Origin of the sequence: Sagittula sp. NFXS13, assembly GCF_040148795.1 — a bacterium.
Lineage (GTDB): Bacteria > Pseudomonadota > Alphaproteobacteria > Rhodobacterales > Rhodobacteraceae > Sagittula > Sagittula marina.
In genome coordinates, this window is sequence record NZ_JAGEMH010000003.1 from 172,222 (window position 1) to 190,010 (window position 17,789).

17 protein-coding genes are annotated in these 17,789 nt (G+C 62.7%); 6 read left to right on the forward strand and 11 right to left on the reverse strand.

All coding sequences use genetic code 11. From position 1 onward, the window contains the following. The first annotated feature begins 144 nt into the window (after positions 1–144). A complete protein-coding gene (locus J4E08_RS08565) occupies positions 145–2,112 on the forward strand; it encodes a lytic transglycosylase domain-containing protein (RefSeq protein ID WP_349538113.1) in 1,968 nt (655 codons plus the stop codon). A 1-nt stretch (position 2,113) separates the two neighbouring features. Here the strand turns inward: J4E08_RS08565 and J4E08_RS08570 are convergent, their stop codons facing one another. Together J4E08_RS08570 and mnmC2 are read right to left on the reverse strand one after the other, a co-directional pair. Next, complete coding sequence (locus J4E08_RS08570; RefSeq protein ID WP_183963671.1) at positions 2,114–2,986, reverse strand: DMT family transporter; 873 nt, start codon at positions 2,984–2,986, stop codon at positions 2,114–2,116. After that, on the reverse strand, positions 2,983–3,657 hold the full coding sequence (gene mnmC2, locus J4E08_RS08575) for a tRNA (5-methylaminomethyl-2-thiouridine)(34)-methyltransferase MnmC2 (protein WP_349538114.1): 675 nt from the start codon (positions 3,655–3,657) through the stop codon (positions 2,983–2,985). Before mnmC2 ends, J4E08_RS08570 begins: the two co-directional genes overlap by 4 nt. A 47-nt stretch (positions 3,658–3,704) precedes the next feature. Between mnmC2 and J4E08_RS08580 the strand changes: the two genes are divergently transcribed. Continuing rightward, on the forward strand, positions 3,705–4,733 hold the full coding sequence (locus tag J4E08_RS08580; protein ID WP_349538115.1) for an NAD(P)/FAD-dependent oxidoreductase: 1,029 nt from the start codon (positions 3,705–3,707) through the stop codon (positions 4,731–4,733). Between the two features lie 112 nt (positions 4,734–4,845). Here J4E08_RS08580 and J4E08_RS08585 read toward each other — a convergent pair whose 3' ends face one another. The 5 genes from J4E08_RS08585 to ubiA all read right to left on the reverse strand — a co-directional run bounded on the left by J4E08_RS08585 (position 4,846) and on the right by ubiA (position 10,106). Further along, positions 4,846–5,289 (reverse strand): MaoC family dehydratase, encoded by a 444-nt coding sequence (locus J4E08_RS08585; RefSeq protein WP_183963665.1) that lies wholly within the window; start codon positions 5,287–5,289, stop codon positions 4,846–4,848. Between the two features lie 139 nt (positions 5,290–5,428). After that, the gene (locus J4E08_RS08590; RefSeq protein WP_349538116.1) at positions 5,429–6,301 is read right to left on the reverse strand and encodes a TIGR01459 family HAD-type hydrolase; all 873 of its coding nucleotides are present in this window, start codon (positions 6,299–6,301) and stop codon (positions 5,429–5,431) included. 317 nt (positions 6,302–6,618) lie between these two features. Beyond that, positions 6,619–6,936, reverse strand: coding sequence for a prefoldin domain-containing protein (locus J4E08_RS08595; RefSeq protein WP_183963661.1), 318 nt, complete (start codon positions 6,934–6,936; stop codon positions 6,619–6,621). A gap of 25 nt (positions 6,937–6,961) precedes the next feature. Further along, positions 6,962–9,079 (reverse strand): OmpA family protein, encoded by a 2,118-nt coding sequence (locus tag J4E08_RS08600; protein WP_349538117.1) that lies wholly within the window; start codon positions 9,077–9,079, stop codon positions 6,962–6,964. A 61-nt stretch (positions 9,080–9,140) separates the two neighbouring features. After that, complete coding sequence (ubiA, locus tag J4E08_RS08605) at positions 9,141–10,106, reverse strand: 4-hydroxybenzoate octaprenyltransferase (RefSeq protein WP_349538118.1); 966 nt, start codon at positions 10,104–10,106, stop codon at positions 9,141–9,143. 12 nt (positions 10,107–10,118) lie between these two features. Here ubiA and J4E08_RS08610 point away from each other — a divergent pair, with 12 nt between their 5' ends. From J4E08_RS08610 to J4E08_RS08625, 4 genes are all read left to right on the forward strand, one after another. Next, a complete protein-coding gene (locus J4E08_RS08610; RefSeq protein ID WP_349538119.1) occupies positions 10,119–10,862 on the forward strand; it encodes a 16S rRNA (uracil(1498)-N(3))-methyltransferase in 744 nt (247 codons plus the stop codon). Between the two features lie 25 nt (positions 10,863–10,887). Beyond that, complete coding sequence (locus J4E08_RS08615) at positions 10,888–11,739, forward strand: GNAT family N-acetyltransferase (protein WP_349538120.1); 852 nt, start codon at positions 10,888–10,890, stop codon at positions 11,737–11,739. Next, positions 11,736–12,260 carry a hypothetical protein gene (locus tag J4E08_RS08620; protein ID WP_349538121.1) on the forward strand — a complete coding sequence of 175 codons (525 nt, stop codon included), beginning with the start codon at positions 11,736–11,738 and terminating at the stop codon, positions 12,258–12,260. The genes J4E08_RS08615 and J4E08_RS08620 overlap by 4 nt, the downstream gene beginning before the upstream one ends. A gap of 64 nt (positions 12,261–12,324) precedes the next feature. Beyond that, positions 12,325–13,695, forward strand: a complete 1,371-nt coding sequence (locus J4E08_RS08625; RefSeq protein WP_183963649.1) for a glutamate--cysteine ligase — start codon at positions 12,325–12,327, stop codon at positions 13,693–13,695. Positions 13,696–13,731: 36 nt separating this feature from the next. Here the strand turns inward: J4E08_RS08625 and J4E08_RS08630 are convergent, their stop codons facing one another. The 4 genes from J4E08_RS08630 to J4E08_RS08645 form a co-directional block, all read right to left on the reverse strand. After that, a complete protein-coding gene (locus J4E08_RS08630) occupies positions 13,732–14,316 on the reverse strand; it encodes a DUF805 domain-containing protein (RefSeq protein ID WP_349538122.1) in 585 nt (194 codons plus the stop codon). 111 nt (positions 14,317–14,427) lie between these two features. After that, on the reverse strand, positions 14,428–16,002 hold the full coding sequence (locus J4E08_RS08635) for a gamma-glutamyltransferase family protein (RefSeq protein ID WP_349538123.1): 1,575 nt from the start codon (positions 16,000–16,002) through the stop codon (positions 14,428–14,430). A gap of 921 nt (positions 16,003–16,923) precedes the next feature. Continuing rightward, a complete protein-coding gene (locus J4E08_RS08640) occupies positions 16,924–17,382 on the reverse strand; it encodes an ATP-binding protein (RefSeq protein ID WP_349538124.1) in 459 nt (152 codons plus the stop codon). A gap of 26 nt (positions 17,383–17,408) precedes the next feature. Next, positions 17,409–17,738 (reverse strand): STAS domain-containing protein, encoded by a 330-nt coding sequence (locus J4E08_RS08645; RefSeq protein ID WP_183963641.1) that lies wholly within the window; start codon positions 17,736–17,738, stop codon positions 17,409–17,411. Between the last annotated feature and the right edge of the window lie 51 nt (positions 17,739–17,789).

Consider the following 17,789-nt stretch of genomic DNA (forward strand, 5'->3'; position numbering starts at 1 on the left):
TCACGCTCCTTAGCTGTAATATCAGGTCATTGTGCTTCTGGGAGGAATTCCGCCGACCCGACGGGATTGTGTGTTGAAGCCAAGGGTGCGGGCGATATCCTCCGGAGAGGGTCTTTTCACTTTTCACACGGGAATTGCAAGCCGATGTCGCGCCTACTTGCCGTTTTACTGCTTCTGGGCACGTCTCTGGCCTCGCAACTTCATGCGCAGGTGGGGGAGGCGGGCCAATCACTGGCCAAGGCCATGGGCTACATGCGCGAGCAAAACTGGGCGGCTGCCCAGATCGAAGCGCGCGGAGACGGTCAGATCGCCGTCGATGTGATTCTGTGGCACGCCTTGCGCTCCGGGCGCGGCGATGCGCGCGAAGTGCTCGATTTCATCGAACGGCGGCCCGATTGGCCGGGCATGGCCTATCTGCGCGAGAAATCCGAACCCATCGTGGCAGACGAGGCGTCGCCGGAACAGATCAAGACGTTCTTCAGCGAAGAGTTGCCGCAAAGCGGGGCGGGGTCGCTTGCCCTTGCGCGCGTGCACGCCTCCGAGGGGCAGGAGGGGCTGGCGCAGGCGGATATCGTGCTGGGCTGGCGGACCCTGTCGCTGTCGGGTGACGAGCGCCGCGCCTTTATGGACCAATGGGGTGAGATCCTGAAGCCGCACCACGTGGCGCGGCTGGACATGGCGCTTTGGAACAACTGGAGCCAGAACGCCATAGCCATGTTGCCCTACGTGGACGAGGGCTGGCAGGCTTTGGCGCAGGCGCGGCTTGGGTTGCGCAAAAGCGTCGGCAATGTCGACGGGTTGATTGGCCGCGTGCCCGAAGAGCTGCAAGACGATCCCGGTCTGGCGTTTGAGCGGTTCCTTTGGCGTGTCCGAAAGGGGCGTCGTGACGAGGCGATTGAACTGCTAAAGGAGCGCTCCATCAGCCTTGCGTCGCTGGGGGAGCCGTGGGCCTGGGCCCGTGAGCGGCACGATCTGGCGCGGCGTCAAATGCAGGCGGGTGCCTACGCCGAGGCCTACGAGATCGCGTCGAAGCACTACCTTGTGGACGGGTCGGATTTCGCGGCCTTGGAGTGGCTGTCAGGCTTTCTCGCGCTGCGGTTCCTCGACAAGCCAGACCTTGCCGTGGCGCATTTCGAGAATTTCTCGAGCGCGGTCTGGACGCCGATTTCCGCCGGGCGTGGCGGCTACTGGCTGGGCCGTGCCTTGGAGGCGACGGGTGACACCATCGGCGCCAAGGAAGCCTACCAGAAGGGCGCGGAATATCAGACGTCGTTTTACGGGCTGCTTGCTGCGGAACGCGGCGGTTTGCCGGTGAGCCCGACACTTGCCGGGACGGAAGAGTTCGGCGACTGGCGGCAGGCGGAGTTTACCAAGGCGAGCGTCTTTCAGGCGGCCATCCTGTTGCTGGCGGCAGGGGAGGTGGACCTTGGTGAACGGTTTATGACGCATCTGGCCGAAAGCCTCGACCGGCCCGGCATGGGGCAGATGGGTGTCATGCTGGACGAGATGAAGCGCCCGCATATTCAGGTCATGCTGGGCAAACGTGCGGCGCAGTTCGGGATCGAGCTGCCCGGACCCTATTATGCGCTGCACCCGGATGTGGTCGCCACCGACTACCCGGTGCCAAAGGAATTGGTGCTGGCCATCGCACGGCGCGAGTCCGAGTTCGATCCGGGGGTGATTTCCGGCGCGGGGGCGCGCGGCTTTATGCAGCTGATGCCCGGAACAGCGCGTGAGGTGGCTCAGGAGTTGTCGCTGGATTACGATGCGGGCCGTTTGCTGTCTGATCCGTCCTACAATGCGACGCTGGGGTCGAACTATCTGGCAAAGCTGGCGAAACGCTACGACGGCAATGCGGTGATGATGGCCGCAGGCTACAACGCGGGACCGTCGCGCCCCGATCGCTGGATGGAGGTTTTCGGCGACCCGCGCAAAGGCGAGGTGGATGTGATTGACTGGATCGAGCTGATTCCGTTCGATGAGACGCGCAACTACGTGATGCGCGTCACCGAAAGCCTGCCTGTTTATCGCGCGCGGCTGGGCAAGGACCCACACCCGGTTCCCTTCTCGCAGGAATTGGTTGGCACCACGTTGCGGGTGGCCAGCCAGTAACTCAGGCCTTTGCGTTCTGGTGTTGTCGCCAGAGCGTGAACAATCCGGCCGTCACGATAAGTCCCGCGCCGATGATGACATTGGTACGCAGTGTCTCGTCGAAGACCACCAGACCCAGCGTGCTGGCAAACACCAACTGCAGGTAGGCAAACGGCTGCACGGCGCTGGCCTCAGCCACCTCGTAGGCGCGTATCATCAAGTAGTGCCCGAAAGCGCCGGACAGGCAAAGCAGGCCCATCCACGCCCAATCGGGCGGCGTCATGCTTTCCCAGAACCACATTCCGATGAGTGTTGCGACGACTGATCCGGCGGTTCCCGTGTAGAAAAACGAGGTCGCCGCCGTGTCAGTGCGGGCGACGAAACGCGTCAACAGGGCGTAGAGCGCGAACATGAGCGCCGCACCCAGAGGGATGGCCGCATAAGGCGAGAAGACACCACCCGAGGGTTGCAAGATGATCATGACACCGACAAATCCAACCCCGATGGCAGCCCAGCGACGCCAGCCCACCTGCTCGCCCAGAACGGGGCCGGACAGGGCGGCCACCAGAAGCGGATAGCAGGCAAACACCGCGTGGCTTTCCACCAAACCGAGGTAGACAAACGCCAGCACCATGACGTTGATCTCTACCACCAGCAGAGCGCCGCGAAAGATCTGCACGAACGGATGCCCGCTGCGCGTGGCGCGCTTCAGCCCGCCGGGGGCGCGGGCGGCGATGGCAATCACGAAGGCGGCAAAGAACCAGTAGCGCACCATGATGACCATCATGGTGTTGTACTCGGTCGCCAAATGCCGCGAGAGACCGTCCTGCATCGCAAAGACAAAGGTGGTGGCAACCATCAGCATGATGCCAAGGCGCGTGTTCTGTTCAGTCATAGGGTATCTTTCACGGCGGTGGTCATGTGACGCTTCCGGCCATATCCCGGCTGACGGGTCACTGCAAATCCGGCCTCCGCCAAGGCCCGGCGCACATGGCCTGCGGCGGTGTATGTGGCGGCCGTGCCCTGCGGCCTTGTGTGGCGGGCGACTTCGGCCATCAGTTCCGGCGCCCAAAGCTGCGGGTTCTTTGCTGGCGCAAACCCGTCGAGAAACCAGGCATCTGCCTGCTGACCCCATGCGGGAAGGGTGTCTCGGGCATCGCCTTCGATCAGGGTAAAGTGAAGATCGGGCAACGCGATCTGGCGCGCGTCGTCATGCCAGAAGGGCGCAAACTCTGCCGCGATCTCAGCCAGTTCCGGGAAGGCGGCCTGAGCGCGCACCATCTCGGCCCCCTTTAGCGGATAGGCCTCGAAGGTTGTGAAACGCAGCTGACCGGACGTGCCAGAGGCCCGCCATAGATGCAAAGCGGCGAGCAGGTTCAACCCCGTTCCAAAGCCAAGCTCGGCAATATGAAAGCCATCTTGCAGGCGTTCGGGCAGATAATTGCCTGCAAGAAATGTATGGCGAGTTTCCGCAAGACCGTTGTCCAGCGAGTAATATGGATCGTCAAAGCGGGTCGAGACCGGGATCTCGTCGCGCCATTGGAGCATCGGGCTCTGGTCTGGCATGGGGAACTTCCTTAGAGACGGCCCAGAGATGACGCGAGGAGATGGCGATGACAAGCGTGGATGTAACGGTGCGCGGCGCAGGCATTTTCGGCCTGTCCATCGCCTGGGCCCTCGTGCAGCGGGGCGCGCGGGTGCAGATCGTCGATCCGTTCGGCGCAGGGGCTGGATCGTCGGGCGGCATCGTCGGTGCGCTCGCCCCGCATGTGCCGGAAAACTGGAACGAAAAGAAAGCGTTTCAACTGGACAGTCTGCTGATGGCAGAAGGGTTTTGGCAGCAGGTGGAGGCTGCGGGCGGCGTCTCTGCCGGCTATGGGCGGACGGGGCGCCTGCAGCCGATCATGGACGCCAACGGGCTTGCGCTGGCGCGGACGCGTGCCGAAGGGGCAGCCACGCTTTGGCAGGGGCGTGCCGCATGGGAGGTGGTTCCGGCGACAGAAGGGTTTTCCCCGGCCTCGCCGACCGGGTGGCTGATCCGCGACACTTTGACGGCGCGAATGCACCCGCGCCGTGCGTGTGAGGCCTTGGTGGCAGCTTTGGCGGCGAAAGGGGTGTCCGTCGAGCACGATGCCGAAGACCGGGGCGCGGTGGTTTGGGCAACGGGATGGCGTGGTCTGACGGATCTGTCAGAAGCGCTTGGTCGCAAGATCGGCGATGGGGTGAAAGGCCAGTCCGCAGCCTTTCGCTATGAGGCCCGCGAGGCACCGCAACTGTTCGTCGAAGGGTTGCACATCGTGCCACATGCGGACGGGACTGTGGCGGTAGGATCTACCTCGGAACGTGAGTTTTCCGAGCCTTCCTCGTGCGATAGCCAATGCGACGCGTTGATTTCCCGGGCCCGCGCAGCCTTGCCCGACTTGGAAGGCGCTGCGGTTGTGGACCGTTGGGCTGGGGTGCGCCCAAGAGCCCGGACGCGGGCGCCTGTGTTGGGCGTCTGGCCGGATCGGGCAGGCCATTTCGTGGCAAATGGCGGCTTCAAGATCGGGTTCGGCATGGCCCCGAAGGTGGCGGAGGTCATGTCCGATCTGGTGCTGGAGGGGGCTTGGGCGGGGATCCCGGAGGGGTTTCGGATCATGTGAGACCGGGGCGCGGACCTCTTTGCCTCAGGCAAAGTCGGCCCGCCCACCCGGGCGATCCCAGCAGAAAAAAGGCGCCGCGTGGGCGCCTGGCTGCAATTTGGATTTGGCTCATTCAGTCGAACTTGCGTGAGGGGGCCAGGACCTTTGCTTCTCCGATGACGACTTTCTTGCCATCGACGGAGCAATGGGTTTCCAAGGTCACACGACGCTTTGCAGGGTCGATGTCGGTGACCTTGACCTCTGCATAGACCATGTCGCCGGGGCGCACGGGGGCGAGAAACTTCAGCGACTGGCCGAGGTAAACCGTGCCGTGCCCCGGAAGCTGTTCGCCTATGACAGCAGATATCAAACCTGCGGTTAACATTCCGTGTGCGATGCGCCCCTCGAAGATGGTGTCCTGCGCGTAGGCATCGTCGAGGTGCACGGGATTCCGGTCGGTCGAGACTTCGGCAAACATTTCAATGTCTTGATCCGTCACCACTTTGCGCAGGTGACGGGTCATACCCATTTCGATGTCCTCGATGCAGATCGTTCCGCGCGGCATGTTGTCCAACATCTTGCCCTCCTTCGTCTCTGCGTGACCGTAGCGTGGCAGATGCGCCTCAGTCTATCGCTCGGCAATAAAAGCCCGAACTTGCGCCGGTATTGGTAATTTTATTACTTTGCAAATGCAGCGAAAGCAAGCGGAATTTTTATCACCTGAGCTGACCTATGCTGTAGGTCGGGTTGATTTTTTCCTTTTCGACATAGCTCGTTAGAGCGTCCAGATCTGGTTGGTGCGTTGTTTTGGTATCCTCCCGCGCCAGCCCGCCGGTGATGAAAAGGGAGTCGATGGCTTCGCCCATGGCGCCGTCGATGTCGGTATGCGGACCGTCGCCAATAGCGAGAATTGCGCTGTCGGGGATGTCGGCGCGGATCTGGCTCAGACGGCGACGGGCAAGATCGTAGATCGGCGGGTGGGGCTTGCCGAAATAGAGGCTGTCGCCGCCCATTTCAGTATACAACTGAGCCAGCGCACCGGCACAAAACTCGCGCTTTTCACCACGGTCCACCACTATATCTGGGTTGGCACAGAGAAGTTTCAGGCCTTTTTCCTTTGCATACAGGAACTGCGGGCGATTAACGTCGGGATCGGCATGCGGATCGAAGGGGCCACAACAGACGATGCCTTCGGCCTCTTCGAGGTCGACGGTTGTGATGGTTGTGGGATTGTCGATCAGCTTCATCGGCTCAAAGAAACTCTGGTCAAAGGACTGCCCCATGAACCACACCTTTGAGCCTACAGCGCCAGTGAACATGGCGGCGCGTGCAGAGTCGCCAGAGGTCGCGATGGCGTCATAAGCGTCATCCGGAATGTTGAAACTTTTCAACTGCTTGGCGACTTCGCGGTGGGCGCGCGGGGCATTCGTCACCAAGATCACGGCGCCGCCCTTGGCGCGATATTGCTGCAACGCTTCGACGGCTGAAGGAATTGCCTGAACGCCGTTGTGCACGCAGCCCCAGAGGTCGACGAAGAGCGCGTCGTAACGGTCCGAAATTTCGGACAGGGCGGAGATGAGCTGGGTCATGGATACCTCGGATCAGGGATGTCTGGCCAATTAGATAGCGCTAAACAGGATCGAGGGACAGGGGTGTGAAGTTGAGGTAAATGCAGCCGCAGGCTGTGCCGAGCGGCGGGCCTGCGCTGTGGTTAAGCGCGCGTGCGCCGCATCATGTTGTGGTGACGGGCCCGCAGCAGCCAAAGTGTAATACCCCGGCGGCGCGAATTTACCAAATCTTAGCGCACGAACCGACCGGATAGAGCGGGCAAACCGGTCGGTTGTTCATGTTTTCAAACTGCAGGTGTTGCGCTGCGGTGCAGAAAATTAAGGATCAAGCCTCAGCCTTAATGACGCTCGGCGTAGACGCGCATCTCTTCGGCTTCCTGACGGGCTTCGCGCAGACCATCCATGGCGGCGCGCAACTCTGCCTCGGTCTGGGCCAGCTGGTTGGTCAGCTCGGCCTCGCGTTGTTGCAGATAGGTGATCGCCTGATCGCGGGTTTCCTCTGCCTCGTGCAGCTCCTGGCTCATGCGTTCCAGCTGATCCATGTCGGCCTGGCTGACACGTTTGAAGCGGTGAATCAGCCAATGGGCAAACCAGCCAAGGCAAAAGGCGACGAAGAGAATGATCGCCGTGGTGATGATGAACTGCGTTCTGTCCATAAGTCCTTACTGTCCCTCAGGCCTATTAGCCATCGTCGCCGGTTGTCTCCGGCTCAAAATCCGCATCGCGCACGGCCCCTTCGGGCACGGCCTTGTCTGCACCGATCCCAGCGGCGGCTTCCGTCGCTTTAGGGTCTTGTAGCGGGGTCTCGGCCTCAGCGCCATCGGTGGTTGCTTCTTCCTCGCCGCCGGAGCTGTCTGCATCATCGCCGTTTGCGGTCTCGGCGGCCTCTGCATCGTCACCTGTGTCGCTTTCGGCTTCGGCCTCAGCGGCTGCGGCCATGGCCGCGATCTCTGCGGCGACGGCGACTGTGTCCACTTCGGCAATTTCGCCGTCTTCGCCAAGCAGGTTGAATTCGATCCGGCGATTCGCTTCGCGGCCTGCCTCGGTTTCATTTGTTTCGATGGGCTGCTCTTCGCCATAGCCGCGCACCTTGTAGCTGGCGACGGGGACCAACCGCAGGCGGAGCGCGTCGAGCACGGCCTGCGCGCGCTTCTGGCTGAGTTGCTGGTTCATGGTTTCGCGGCCCTGGCTGTCGGTGTGCCCGCCGATTTCCAAGGGGATGTCGCCGCAGGTTTTCAGCAGGTCTGCCAGATCATCGAGAATACCACGGGCCGACCCGTCCAGCGTGGCAGACCCCGGTTCAAAGGACAATTTCCGGCTGCCGACGGTTGTGAGGATCATCGCCTCACACTGTTCAGGGGACGGAATGCCAAGCGAGGCGTCCAGGCGTTCCACATAGGTCACGTCGATGTCGAACGTGGACTGGTCGCCAAGTTTGCTGGCCAGCAGGGTCGCAATCTGGGCGCTGGCCTCGGTGTTGCCGGTGTTGCCGGTGATGATCATGTCATCCGCGGTCACGGTAACGGCGCCGTTGGCCAGCATGGACAGCGCCTCCAGCCCGGCGAGGGTGCGCACGGACCATGTGTTGGGCAGCCCTTCGACGACGCGCGCCGCCGTGTAGACCGAGTCGGAGCCAAAGGCTGCGCGGGCGAAGCTGTCGACCGTCTGGCGGGCCACTTCGGAATTGAGGCGACCGCGCAACTGCACCTGACCCTCGGGCGAGAGGGTGGCGGTGAATTCGGCCGGGCCTTCTTCGCTGGCTTCAGGCGGCTTTGGCAGAACGGCGTGCAGGGCGAAGACGTCCGGCAGTACCGATTCCAGCTCCCCGACGACGCGGTCGAAGAGCGCCTGATTGGTCCCTTCAAGTGCAACGAGGGTCACATCCGCATTGGCAAAGGTGATGCTACCGCCGCCCAGTTCCTTGAGCTTGGTGATGCCCAGTTCGGTGGCGTCGGCCCAGCGACGGGAGGGGACGCCAAGGCCGAGTGTGCAGCTTGCCTTGCCCTCCAACCCGGCCGCAGCGGCGGCGCTCAGGATGCGGCCACGGGCTTCCTCGGTGTCAGCGGAGCAGGCGTCAAAGCGCGCGCCGTCCTCGTCGATCAGGAAACGCAGGGTGAAGGGGCTGATCACCGGGCGCGGTGCGGACAGGTCCAGCGCCAGGCGAATGTCGTCGGGCTTGCGGCGGGCGAGGGTTGTTTCGAGCCGGGTGCGGGCCTCGGCGCTTTCGGTCATGGCCTTGATTTCGACCAGCGTGGAATCGACGGAAATCTTGGACCGGGGAAGGTCGCGCAGGGAGGACGTGGCGAACCGCAGGGCGTCGTCCCAACCATCGGGAGCCGGAAAGTCCGCCGATTCCAACAGGTCGGACACCTCGGCCCCGTCTGCGATACTGCGGAAACGGTCCATCAGGTCTTCGCGGTCGGTGGAGGCCGGCACGAGGCCAATGACGGAAATGCCGGAATCATTGCGCAGAATCTCGATCGAGAAGCGCGGCGCGGCGATGTCGGCGGCCTCTTCGACCAGCATCTGGTCGATCACGCGGGAGGCATCGACCACGCGGCCCGCAGCAGACAGGGCGTGAAAGCGCGCCGCTTCGTCCGGCGCGGTGCCGATGAGAAAGACCTGCAAACCGTTGGTATCGACCTCCGCCCAAGTGAGCCCTTCGGCATCCAGGCGGTTCAGCACCTCGGCTTGCGATCCTGCTTCGACCATCTGGGCGGAGAAGTACGCGGCAAGAAGGCTGGCACTGCCGGCGACGGCAAAGGTTCCAACTACGGTGAAAAGCGATGAAAGCCGCATGTGAGCGTGAGGTCCAAATTCCGGGTGTGAGACTGATACGCAAGCCGGGGGGCCTGCGCAATCAAGCGATGATCGCGGCGGCGAAAAACAGCACGGGCAACAATCCGGCGTCGCGGTTGGATCTAAAGAGCTGTAGCAGCCGGTCGTTGTCATCCAGTTTCAACCGGCGCATCTGCCAGAGCATATGCCAACCCATGGCCCAGGGGCCGACGATGAGCGCGACCAGCTTGAACGGCTCGCCCGAGGGTGCGGCCAGAGCGATGGCCAGCCCCATGAGCGCAACGGTGGCCGCGAGGAACCAAGAAAGCCAGCGCGGGGTCGCCTCGCCGAACAGGCGCGCGGTGGATTTCACGCCGATGAGCGCGTCGTCCTCTTTGTCCTGGTGAGCGTAAATCGTGTCATAGAATAGCGTCCACGCCATGCCCGCGACATAGAGTGCAACGGCGGGCCATCCGAGGCTGCCACTGTGCGCCGTCCAGGCCAGAAGCGCCCCCCAGTTGAAGGCGATGCCGAGGAAGATCTGCGGCCACCATGTGAACCGTTTGGCAAAGGGGTAGATCGCCACTGGCCCCAGCGCGAGGATGCCAAGCGCAATGGCCATCGGCGGAAAGGTCACGAGGATCGCGAAGGCGATCAGGCATTGTGCGATGGCCCAGGCGAGCGCTTGCTTCGTGGTGACCTGGCCGGACGGGATGGGGCGGGAGGCCGTGCGCGCCACCGATCCGTCGATGTCCCGGTCGGTGATGTCGTTCCATGTGCAGCCCGCGCCGCGCATCAACACCGCGCCGATGCCGCAGCCGACAAAGATCCACAAGTCGAACCAGCTTGCGCGCCCGTCCGCCACCATGGCCAGCGTCAGGCCCCACCAGCAAGGCAGAAGAAGAAGCCATGTGCCGATGGGACGGTCCGCGCGACTGAGGCGCAGGTAGGGTCGCGTGGCAGGGGGCGCGATGCGGTCGACCCAATTGCCCTTTACCGCGTCGGAGACTTGTCCCGCTGCCTCTGGCGTCTGCTGCCTACCGGTCATATGTTTTGCCCCATGGATATAGAGAAGCCCAAAATTCGCCTGTTTGTAGACCACCCGCTGGCCGAGGAACAGGCCGTGCCCCTCACGAAGGAGCAAGCGCACTATCTGTTCGGCGTAATGCGACAGGAGGTGGGCGCGTTCGTCGCGCTGTTCAACGGGCGCGATGGCGCCTGGGCCGCCGAGGTGGTGGAGGCCGGGAAACGCGGTGGCGTCCTGGTGTGCCGCGCGCTGGACGCGCCGCAGATGGACCCGCCGGACCTGTGGCTGATGTTTGCCCCGGTCAAAAAGGCGCGCACGGATTTCATCGTGGAAAAGGCGACGGAAATGGGCGCACGGCGCATTTTGCCGGTGCAGACGCAGTTTACCAACTCTGAACGGCTGCGGGTGGATAAACAGCAGGCGCACGCGGTGGAGGCCGCTGAGCAATGCGGTGGCACCTTTGTGCCGGAGGTTTGCGCGCTGGAGCGGCTGGACCGCGTTCTGGCCGACTGGGACCCGACGCGGCGCATTTTGTTCTGCGATGAAAGCAGCGTCGGGACGGCGGTGACGCTAGAGGGGCTGGACCCCGGTCCCTGGGCCATCCTGATCGGGCCGGAAGGCGGCTTTTCTGAAGCTGAGCGCACGAAGCTGCGCGGCATGGACTGTGCCACCTCGATCAGCCTTGGCCCACGGATCCTGCGGGCGGAGACGGCGACGGTTGCCGCGCTGACGCTGTGGCAGATGGCGGCGGGCGACTGGCAGGGGACGTCGCTGTGATCGTAGACCAACGCGAGGACTGCGCATGATGCGGAAGGCAGACATCAGGGACGCCGGCGCCATCGCGGCTTTCCTGGAGGTGCATGTGGAAACCTCCATGTTTTTGCTCGGCAATCTTGAGGCGCATGGTGTCGGCAACCATGAGGCACCTCACGGCACGGCGTTTTTCCTGCGGGAGACCGGTGATAAACTCACCGGCGTCTTTGGCGCGACAAACAGCGGATACCTGATGTGTCAGCTGCCGGGACTGACCGAAGCCGAGGCACAAACCTGCGTCCATCTTCTGAAAGGACGTGACTTGGTCGGCATGACAGGGGAGGCGGATCAGGTGGCCGTGATGCTCGACGCCTTGCCGGTGGCGCAGGACGGGTGGCAGCTCAATCAGGTGCAACCGCTGTATCATCGTGCCTTGGCGGGACTGATCTCTGCCGATCATACGCGGTCTGCAGAAGCGGGCGATGTCGCGATGCTGACCGGTTGGTTTGCCAGCTATCTCAGAGAGACCCAAACCTGTCCGGCTGGGGATCTCATGTCGCACGCCAGCGCACGGGCCGAGGCCGCCGTCGGCGCCGCGCATATCCGGTTGCTGATTGAAGACGGTCAACCGATGGCCATGGCGGCGATAAATGCGCGGGCCGGGCGGGCGGTGCAGGTTGGCGGTGTATTTGTTGCCGACGCATTGCGCGGCATGGGGCGTGGCGGGCGCGTGACAGCGGCTTTGCTTGCGGAGGCCGCGGTGGCAGGGGCGGATCTGGCGATCCTGTTCGCGGCATCGCCCAGTGCGGCCAGGGTCTACGAACGGATCGGCTTTGAGCGGTGCGGCGCGTATCGGCTGGCCCTCTTGAAGGCGCCGATGACGATGGGGGAGGCGGCATGATCCGACCTGAGGTGAAACAGGGGCTGCGCCGCTGGCAAGAGGTGCTGGTGGGCGCGGCCGTCGCGGCACTGGGCCTGTACTGGGCGTTGTTCACCGGCGGCGGCGTGTTGCATTGGATCGGCTGGCTGGTCTGCGCCGTGGGCTGCGGTCTGGGTGTCGCGGGCGTTCAACGCGCGCGGTTTCGGCAAGGGTCGGACGGGCCGGGCGTTGTGCAGGTCATCGAACGGCGGGTCAGCTATTTCGGCCCCCTGAACGGCGGCCTTGTTGATCTGGAGGCGATGACCTCTCTGCTGCTCGACCCGACGGAAAAGCCGCCACACTGGGTGATGCGTGTTCCGGGGAAAGAGCCGTTGCACATTCCATTGACCGCAAAGGGGGCGGACCAATTGTTCGACGCCTTTGCCAGCCTGCCCGGTATCCAGACGGAACACATGCTCCGGCAGATGCACGGCGACCCGGTGGGGCCAGTGGTGATCTGGCGCACACCAGCTGCGCAGGACGCACCCATTCGGTTGCATTGACACTCTGGAATATTGGCGACAGGAGGTTATTTGCAGCCGATACGAATTTTTCAGGAGCCTCCACATGTCCATTCCTCAGTCCGGTGGCGGGCCCATCGAGAGCCACGCCCAGCTCGCAGAGTATCTGGAAGACGGCATAAAGCCGAAAGAAGACTGGCGGATTGGCACCGAGCACGAGAAATTCGGCTACTGTAAAGATACCCACAAACCGCTGCCCTATGAGGGCGAGCGATCGATTCGGGCCGTGCTTGAAGGGTTGCGGGACCGCCATGGCTGGGCCGAGGTCACCGAAAAGGGCGTCCTGATCGGGTTGTCCAAGGACGGGGCCAATGTGTCGTTGGAGCCGGGCGGCGCACTGGAACTGTCGGGCGCGCCGTTGGAGACCATTCACCAGACCTGCGACGAGGTGAACGAACACCTGCGCGAGGTAAAGGGCGTGGCCGATGAGATCGGCGTCGGTTTTATCGGTTTGGGGGCTGCGCCCGAGTGGATGCACGACGACGTGCCACTGATGCCCAAGGGGCGTTACAAATTGATGGATGCCTATATGCCCACGGTGGGCACCACCGGGCGCGAGATGATGCGCCGCACCTGTACCGTGCAGGTAAACCTCGACTTCGGGTCCGAGGCGGACATGGTGCAGAAGATGCGCGTGGCTCTGGCGTTGTCCCCCGTGGCGACGGCGCTGTTTGCCAATTCGCCGTTTTTCGAGGGCAAGCCGCTGGCTGTGAAATCCAAGCGGATGCAGATCTGGGAGACGCTGGACGATTCGCGCACCGGTATGCTGCCGTTTGTGTTCGAGGATGGCTTTGGCTTTGACGCGTGGGTGGAATACGCCTTGGATGTGCCGATGTATTTCGTCTACCGCGATGGCGAATACGTGGATGCGCTGGGCATGTCCTTCCGTGACTTCCTGAAGGGCGAATTGCCCGCGTTGCCGGGCGAAAAGCCGACGCTGTCGGATTGGGCGGATCACCTGACGACGGCCTTCCCTGATGCGCGCGTGAAGAAATACATCGAAATGCGCGGGGCCGATGGTGGCCCGTGGCGGCGTCTGTGTGCCTTGCCGGCGCTGTGGGTCGGCCTGATGTACGATCAGGGGGCTTTGGATGCGGCGTGGGATCTGTGCAAGGATTGGGACGCGGAAACGCGCGAAGGTCTGCGCCGTGCCGCAACCCGCGACGGTCTGCAAGCAGAGGCGGGCGGCGTGAAGATGCACGATCTGGCGCGCGAAGTGCTCAACATTGCCGAAGCGGGTCTGGTGGCGCGGGCGCGGCCGGGGTCAGGCGGCCTGGTGCCGGATGAAACGCACTTCCTGAATGCGCTCAAGGAAAGCGTCGAAAGCGGACAAGTGCCTGCAGACGAACTGCTGGAACATTACCATGGCGACTGGAACGGCGATCTGAGCAAGATCTACGCGGCCTATTCCTACTGAATGCGTGTCGGGGCCAAGCCCCGGCCTTCGCAGGTCTCACCCGGCAGGGATTTCCGATTTCTTGAGAATGTTGCGGCGGTAGTAGTCGCTGACCTCCGCCTTGCGGGCTGCCTGCATCTCCGGTGAGGGCGGTAAATCCAGCTGTGTCAGCATGGCATATCCATCCCAAGCGGTTGGCTTGCGGTTCCGTTTCGCAGCAGGCTCTGCGGTGCCTGAGGGGCTTGTTGGCATTGGGCGCTCCGCGCCTTCATCAGGTGCGGGGCCGAAGCGGTTGTCCCGGTCAGAGGGCAGCACAAACATCACCAACAGGATCGCGCCGCCAATCAACGGGACGAGGGCAACCAGCAGCCAAAGGCCGGAGCGCCCGGTGTCATGCAGGCGGCGCGCCTGTGAGGACAATTGCGGTATCATAAGCAGCGGGCTGATGATGGGCATCGCGGCGAGGAAGCCCGGCAGCATCACACCCGTTTGCATCACCGAAACCAAGTTGGCCGCCACGAGACTGACCAAAATCAGTAAAAACAGCGTTTGCGCCCACCAGAATTCGGCACGCGAACTGCGACCCGAAAAGTCGAGCGCGCGGGTAAAGAAACGAGCAAAGGCGGTGTGGGGCGGGACCATGGAAATCTCCGGAAGTGTCGGGATCACCCTGTCTGTGTGCCGTGGCAGCAATGCGGCACCGTTGCGGCGCGTTAAGGATGTTTAACGCGTCGGTTCCGGACGGATTGGGCGTCAATACCCGATGGCACACCCGTCCTTGCGCGGGTCTGATGCCCCTTCGAGCACGCCGGACGGATGAATCACGATGGCCTGGGCACCGCCGATGGGCACTTCGGGAATGTCGATCTTGTGGCCGCGCGCGGCCAACTCCGCCGCGACATCGGCGCTGTAGCCGCGCTCCAGCTTTAGCACCGGCCCGTCGGCAAAGCTGCGCGGCGCGTCAATGGCGGTCTGCGGGTCCATGCCAAAATCGGTGAGGTTGCTCAAAAGGCGCGCGTGGCCCATGGGCTGATACTGCCCGCCCATGACGCCAAAGGGCATGGCGATGCGCCCGTCGTCTCGGACCATTCCGGGAATGATGGTGTGCATGGGACGCTTGCCGCCCGCCAGTTCGTTGGGATGTCCCGGGGCGAGCGAAAAACCCGCGCCGCGATTTTGGAAAAGGATGCCAAACTTCTCGGAGGCCAGACCCGAACCAAACCCATGAAAGATTGAATAAATCAGCGACACGGCCATGCGGTCTCGGTCGACCACGGTGATGTAAATCGTGTCTCGGTGCACCGCGTCGGCGCTTTGCAGCAGGGCGGCATTGGCGCGTTTCGGGTCGATCAGCGCCGCCAGACGGTCGGCGGTGTCCGGGCTGAGCAGGTGGTCGAGCCGGTCCATGTGGTCCGCGTCGGCGATAAAGCGATTGCGGGCGTCATAGGCAAGGCGCGCGGCCTCTGCTTCGATATGGACCCGGTCGGCCCCGAAAGGATCCATTGCCGCAATGTCGAAGCGGGACAGGATGTTGAGCAAAAGATGCGCGGTGACACCCTGGCCGTTTGGCGGATGCTCCAACAGCTCCCGAGTTTTGTAGTGGCCAGAGAGCGGCGCGTGAAAGGTGGTTTTTTGCGCGGCAAAGTCGTCGAGCGTGTGCGTGCCGCCGAGGGCGCGAAGGCTGGTGACCATGTCTTCGGCCACGTCGCCGGTGTAGAACGCGTCCCGCCCGTCGCGGGCAATGCGGCGCAGCACGTCTGCCTGGCCGGGCAGGGCGAGGCGGTCACCCACGTGCGGCAGGCGACCCCAAGGCAGGAAATGGGCACGCGCGCCTGCTTGCAGAACGTGGCTGGACTGTCCGTAGTCAAAGGCGGCGCGGGCAGCGATGGGGATGCCGTCTTCCATGTAGCGAATGGCGGGGGCGAGGCTGTCCGCCAACCCAAGCGTGCCGAACCGCTTAGACATGGCGCAAAACCCGTCGATCGCACCGGGAATGGAAACCGCATTGGCGTCATGCAGCGGCATGATGCTGTGACCGTTAGCTCGCATCTGATCGGCGGTCAGGGCTGCGGGCGCGCGACCGGAACCGTTTACGGCGATGACATCTGCCCCCGGTTTTGCCACCAGAGCAAAGCAATCGCCGCCGATGCCTGTCATCGCCGGCTCGGCACAGCCGAGGATCAGCGCGCCGGCAATCGCTGCGTCCATGGCGTTACCGCCTTGGCGGAGAATGTCGATGGCGGCAGAGGCCGCGAGGGGGTGGGACGTGGCGCACATGCCGCTGTCGGCCAAAACGCCGGATCGGCCTGGTTTGTGAAAATCGCGCATGCTGTTCTCCCATGTCGAAGGGCAACATGTCGGCGTAGCGCGCGGGCGTCAACATATGTGGCAAAGTCCCTCGACACCGGGCACTGGGTGGGGGCTGATAACACCCGGTGTCGAGGGGAAGCCTATGCAGCTACAAGACCATGTATGGTTTCTGATTGAGGCTGCATTGGGGAGGCTTCGAGACTTTTTGCGGGCAGTCTTTCTCTTTCGACGTCTGACCCTGAGCGGGATGGGGCGGCCCTTTCTCAGGCTTGGCAGGACGTATCATGGAGCAATGTTCTCATGGAAGCGCCGATGATTGTCAGGCGGCAGGGGGACATCGCAAACCAGACGTAGGTCTATCCGCCGTCAGGCCTGCAATACGAGCCGATCCACGGCTTGGCAGCGCCGTTCGAAGCATGAGTTCGACAGGAGCAAGTTGCGCTCGCGCAGTTGAGCAAGACGATGAGCAACAATGCCGTTTGATCTTGGGACAGAGTTTCGTATGTCGATGATGTTGCACGGTGCCAGTCGCAAGGTCCGCGAGGCATTTTTGGCAATGGTGACACGCCCCTCTCGGCAGGTTTGGCGTGCGATCGACTGCCGGCGTCCGTAATATTGAAACCTCGGAACCGGGTACTGGGTGGGGGCTGATAACACCCGGAACCGAGGTTGAAGCCTATGCAGCTACGAGACCGTTTATCGTTTCCGATGAGGGCAGGAACATGATGCTGAGATGGTGATTTTTGGGCGAACGCCGTTCTGTGCAACCGACACAAAAAAACACGCCTGCTGGGCGTGTTCGGTGTAGGATCTCGGTGCCGGGCACTGGGTGGGGGCTGATAACACCCGACACCGAGATGAAGCCTATGCAGCTACAATCCTGAGAATGCCGTTTGATTGGGGCGCGAATGGGACGGCCTCGCGTTCATTTGCGGGCGCTTAGGCTTTGGTATCCAGCCTTAGTTCCAGGGCAAGACGGTTGCTGCCGCCATCGTGGCGATATTCCACGTGGCTCGCCAAACTGTGGATCAGCATCCAGCCAAATCCGCCTTCCGGCAGATCGGCACGCGGTACGTCCAGATCCGCATCGCGCGGGCACGGCAATGTGCCATTTGGCATGGCGCGGCCGTAGTCGATGAATTCAGCGTTCATTGTGGTCGGGCCGAATAAAAGTGTCAGATCGATTTCGCCCGTGTGGCTATCGTCGTAGGCATGTTCGACAATGTTGTTGAGCACTTCGGCGACAATCACTTCCCAAGTGCTGTCGAGACAGTCCAGTGGGGGCATGTGATTCAGCCGGACACGTACCTCCCGCAGTGTTTCGCTGACGGCATCGGGGGTGCTGCGCAGACTCGTGCGAATGGAAAGCCTGTCCCCGTCCAAACACTGGGCTTTCATGGCGATCCTCCCACGGAGACTCAGGTTCACGCACTCAGGGCCGTGTCGGCAGATGGATAAATGGTAAAGATCGAATCCATCCGGGTCATGCGGAACACCTTGTCCACGGCAGGAGAGAGACCCGCGAGTTCCAGCTTCGCCCCTGGCGGCATAAGCTTCATTGCCGCGACGATGGCACCCAGCCCGCTTGAATCGATGAAATCCACCCGTTCGAGGTTCAGGACGAAACGTCCGCTGGCGTCGGCCAGCAGTTCACGCATACGGTCCTTGAACTGGATCGCGACCGCAGCGTCGATGCGGTCGGCATCGACGGTGATCATCTCAAGGCCGGATCGGGTTTGTCTCGTAAGCTGCATGGGCTGCCTCGTGGTTGCGCCGTGGAGAGAGCCTAGACGCCAATCCTTACC

Coding starts and splice junctions, on each gene's coding strand:
- J4E08_RS08565 (WP_349538113.1), top strand. CDS start 145: ATGTCGCGCCTACTTGCCGTTTTACTGCTTCTGGGCACGTCTCTGGCC.
- J4E08_RS08570 (WP_183963671.1), bottom strand. CDS start 2,986: ATGACTGAACAGAACACGCGCCTTGGCATCATGCTGATGGTTGCCACC.
- mnmC2 (WP_349538114.1), bottom strand. CDS start 3,657: ATGCCAGACCAGAGCCCGATGCTCCAATGGCGCGACGAGATCCCGGTC.
- J4E08_RS08580 (WP_349538115.1), top strand. CDS start 3,705: ATGACAAGCGTGGATGTAACGGTGCGCGGCGCAGGCATTTTCGGCCTG.
- J4E08_RS08585 (WP_183963665.1), bottom strand. CDS start 5,289: ATGTTGGACAACATGCCGCGCGGAACGATCTGCATCGAGGACATCGAA.
- J4E08_RS08590 (WP_349538116.1), bottom strand. CDS start 6,301: ATGACCCAGCTCATCTCCGCCCTGTCCGAAATTTCGGACCGTTACGAC.
- J4E08_RS08595 (WP_183963661.1), bottom strand. CDS start 6,936: ATGGACAGAACGCAGTTCATCATCACCACGGCGATCATTCTCTTCGTC.
- J4E08_RS08600 (WP_349538117.1), bottom strand. CDS start 9,079: ATGCGGCTTTCATCGCTTTTCACCGTAGTTGGAACCTTTGCCGTCGCC.
- ubiA (WP_349538118.1), bottom strand. CDS start 10,106: ATGACCGGTAGGCAGCAGACGCCAGAGGCAGCGGGACAAGTCTCCGAC.
- J4E08_RS08610 (WP_349538119.1), top strand. CDS start 10,119: ATGGATATAGAGAAGCCCAAAATTCGCCTGTTTGTAGACCACCCGCTG.
- J4E08_RS08615 (WP_349538120.1), top strand. CDS start 10,888: ATGATGCGGAAGGCAGACATCAGGGACGCCGGCGCCATCGCGGCTTTC.
- J4E08_RS08620 (WP_349538121.1), top strand. CDS start 11,736: ATGATCCGACCTGAGGTGAAACAGGGGCTGCGCCGCTGGCAAGAGGTG.
- J4E08_RS08625 (WP_183963649.1), top strand. CDS start 12,325: ATGTCCATTCCTCAGTCCGGTGGCGGGCCCATCGAGAGCCACGCCCAG.
- J4E08_RS08630 (WP_349538122.1), bottom strand. CDS start 14,316: ATGGTCCCGCCCCACACCGCCTTTGCTCGTTTCTTTACCCGCGCGCTC.
- J4E08_RS08635 (WP_349538123.1), bottom strand. CDS start 16,002: ATGCGCGATTTTCACAAACCAGGCCGATCCGGCGTTTTGGCCGACAGC.
- J4E08_RS08640 (WP_349538124.1), bottom strand. CDS start 17,382: ATGAAAGCCCAGTGTTTGGACGGGGACAGGCTTTCCATTCGCACGAGT.
- J4E08_RS08645 (WP_183963641.1), bottom strand. CDS start 17,738: ATGCAGCTTACGAGACAAACCCGATCCGGCCTTGAGATGATCACCGTC.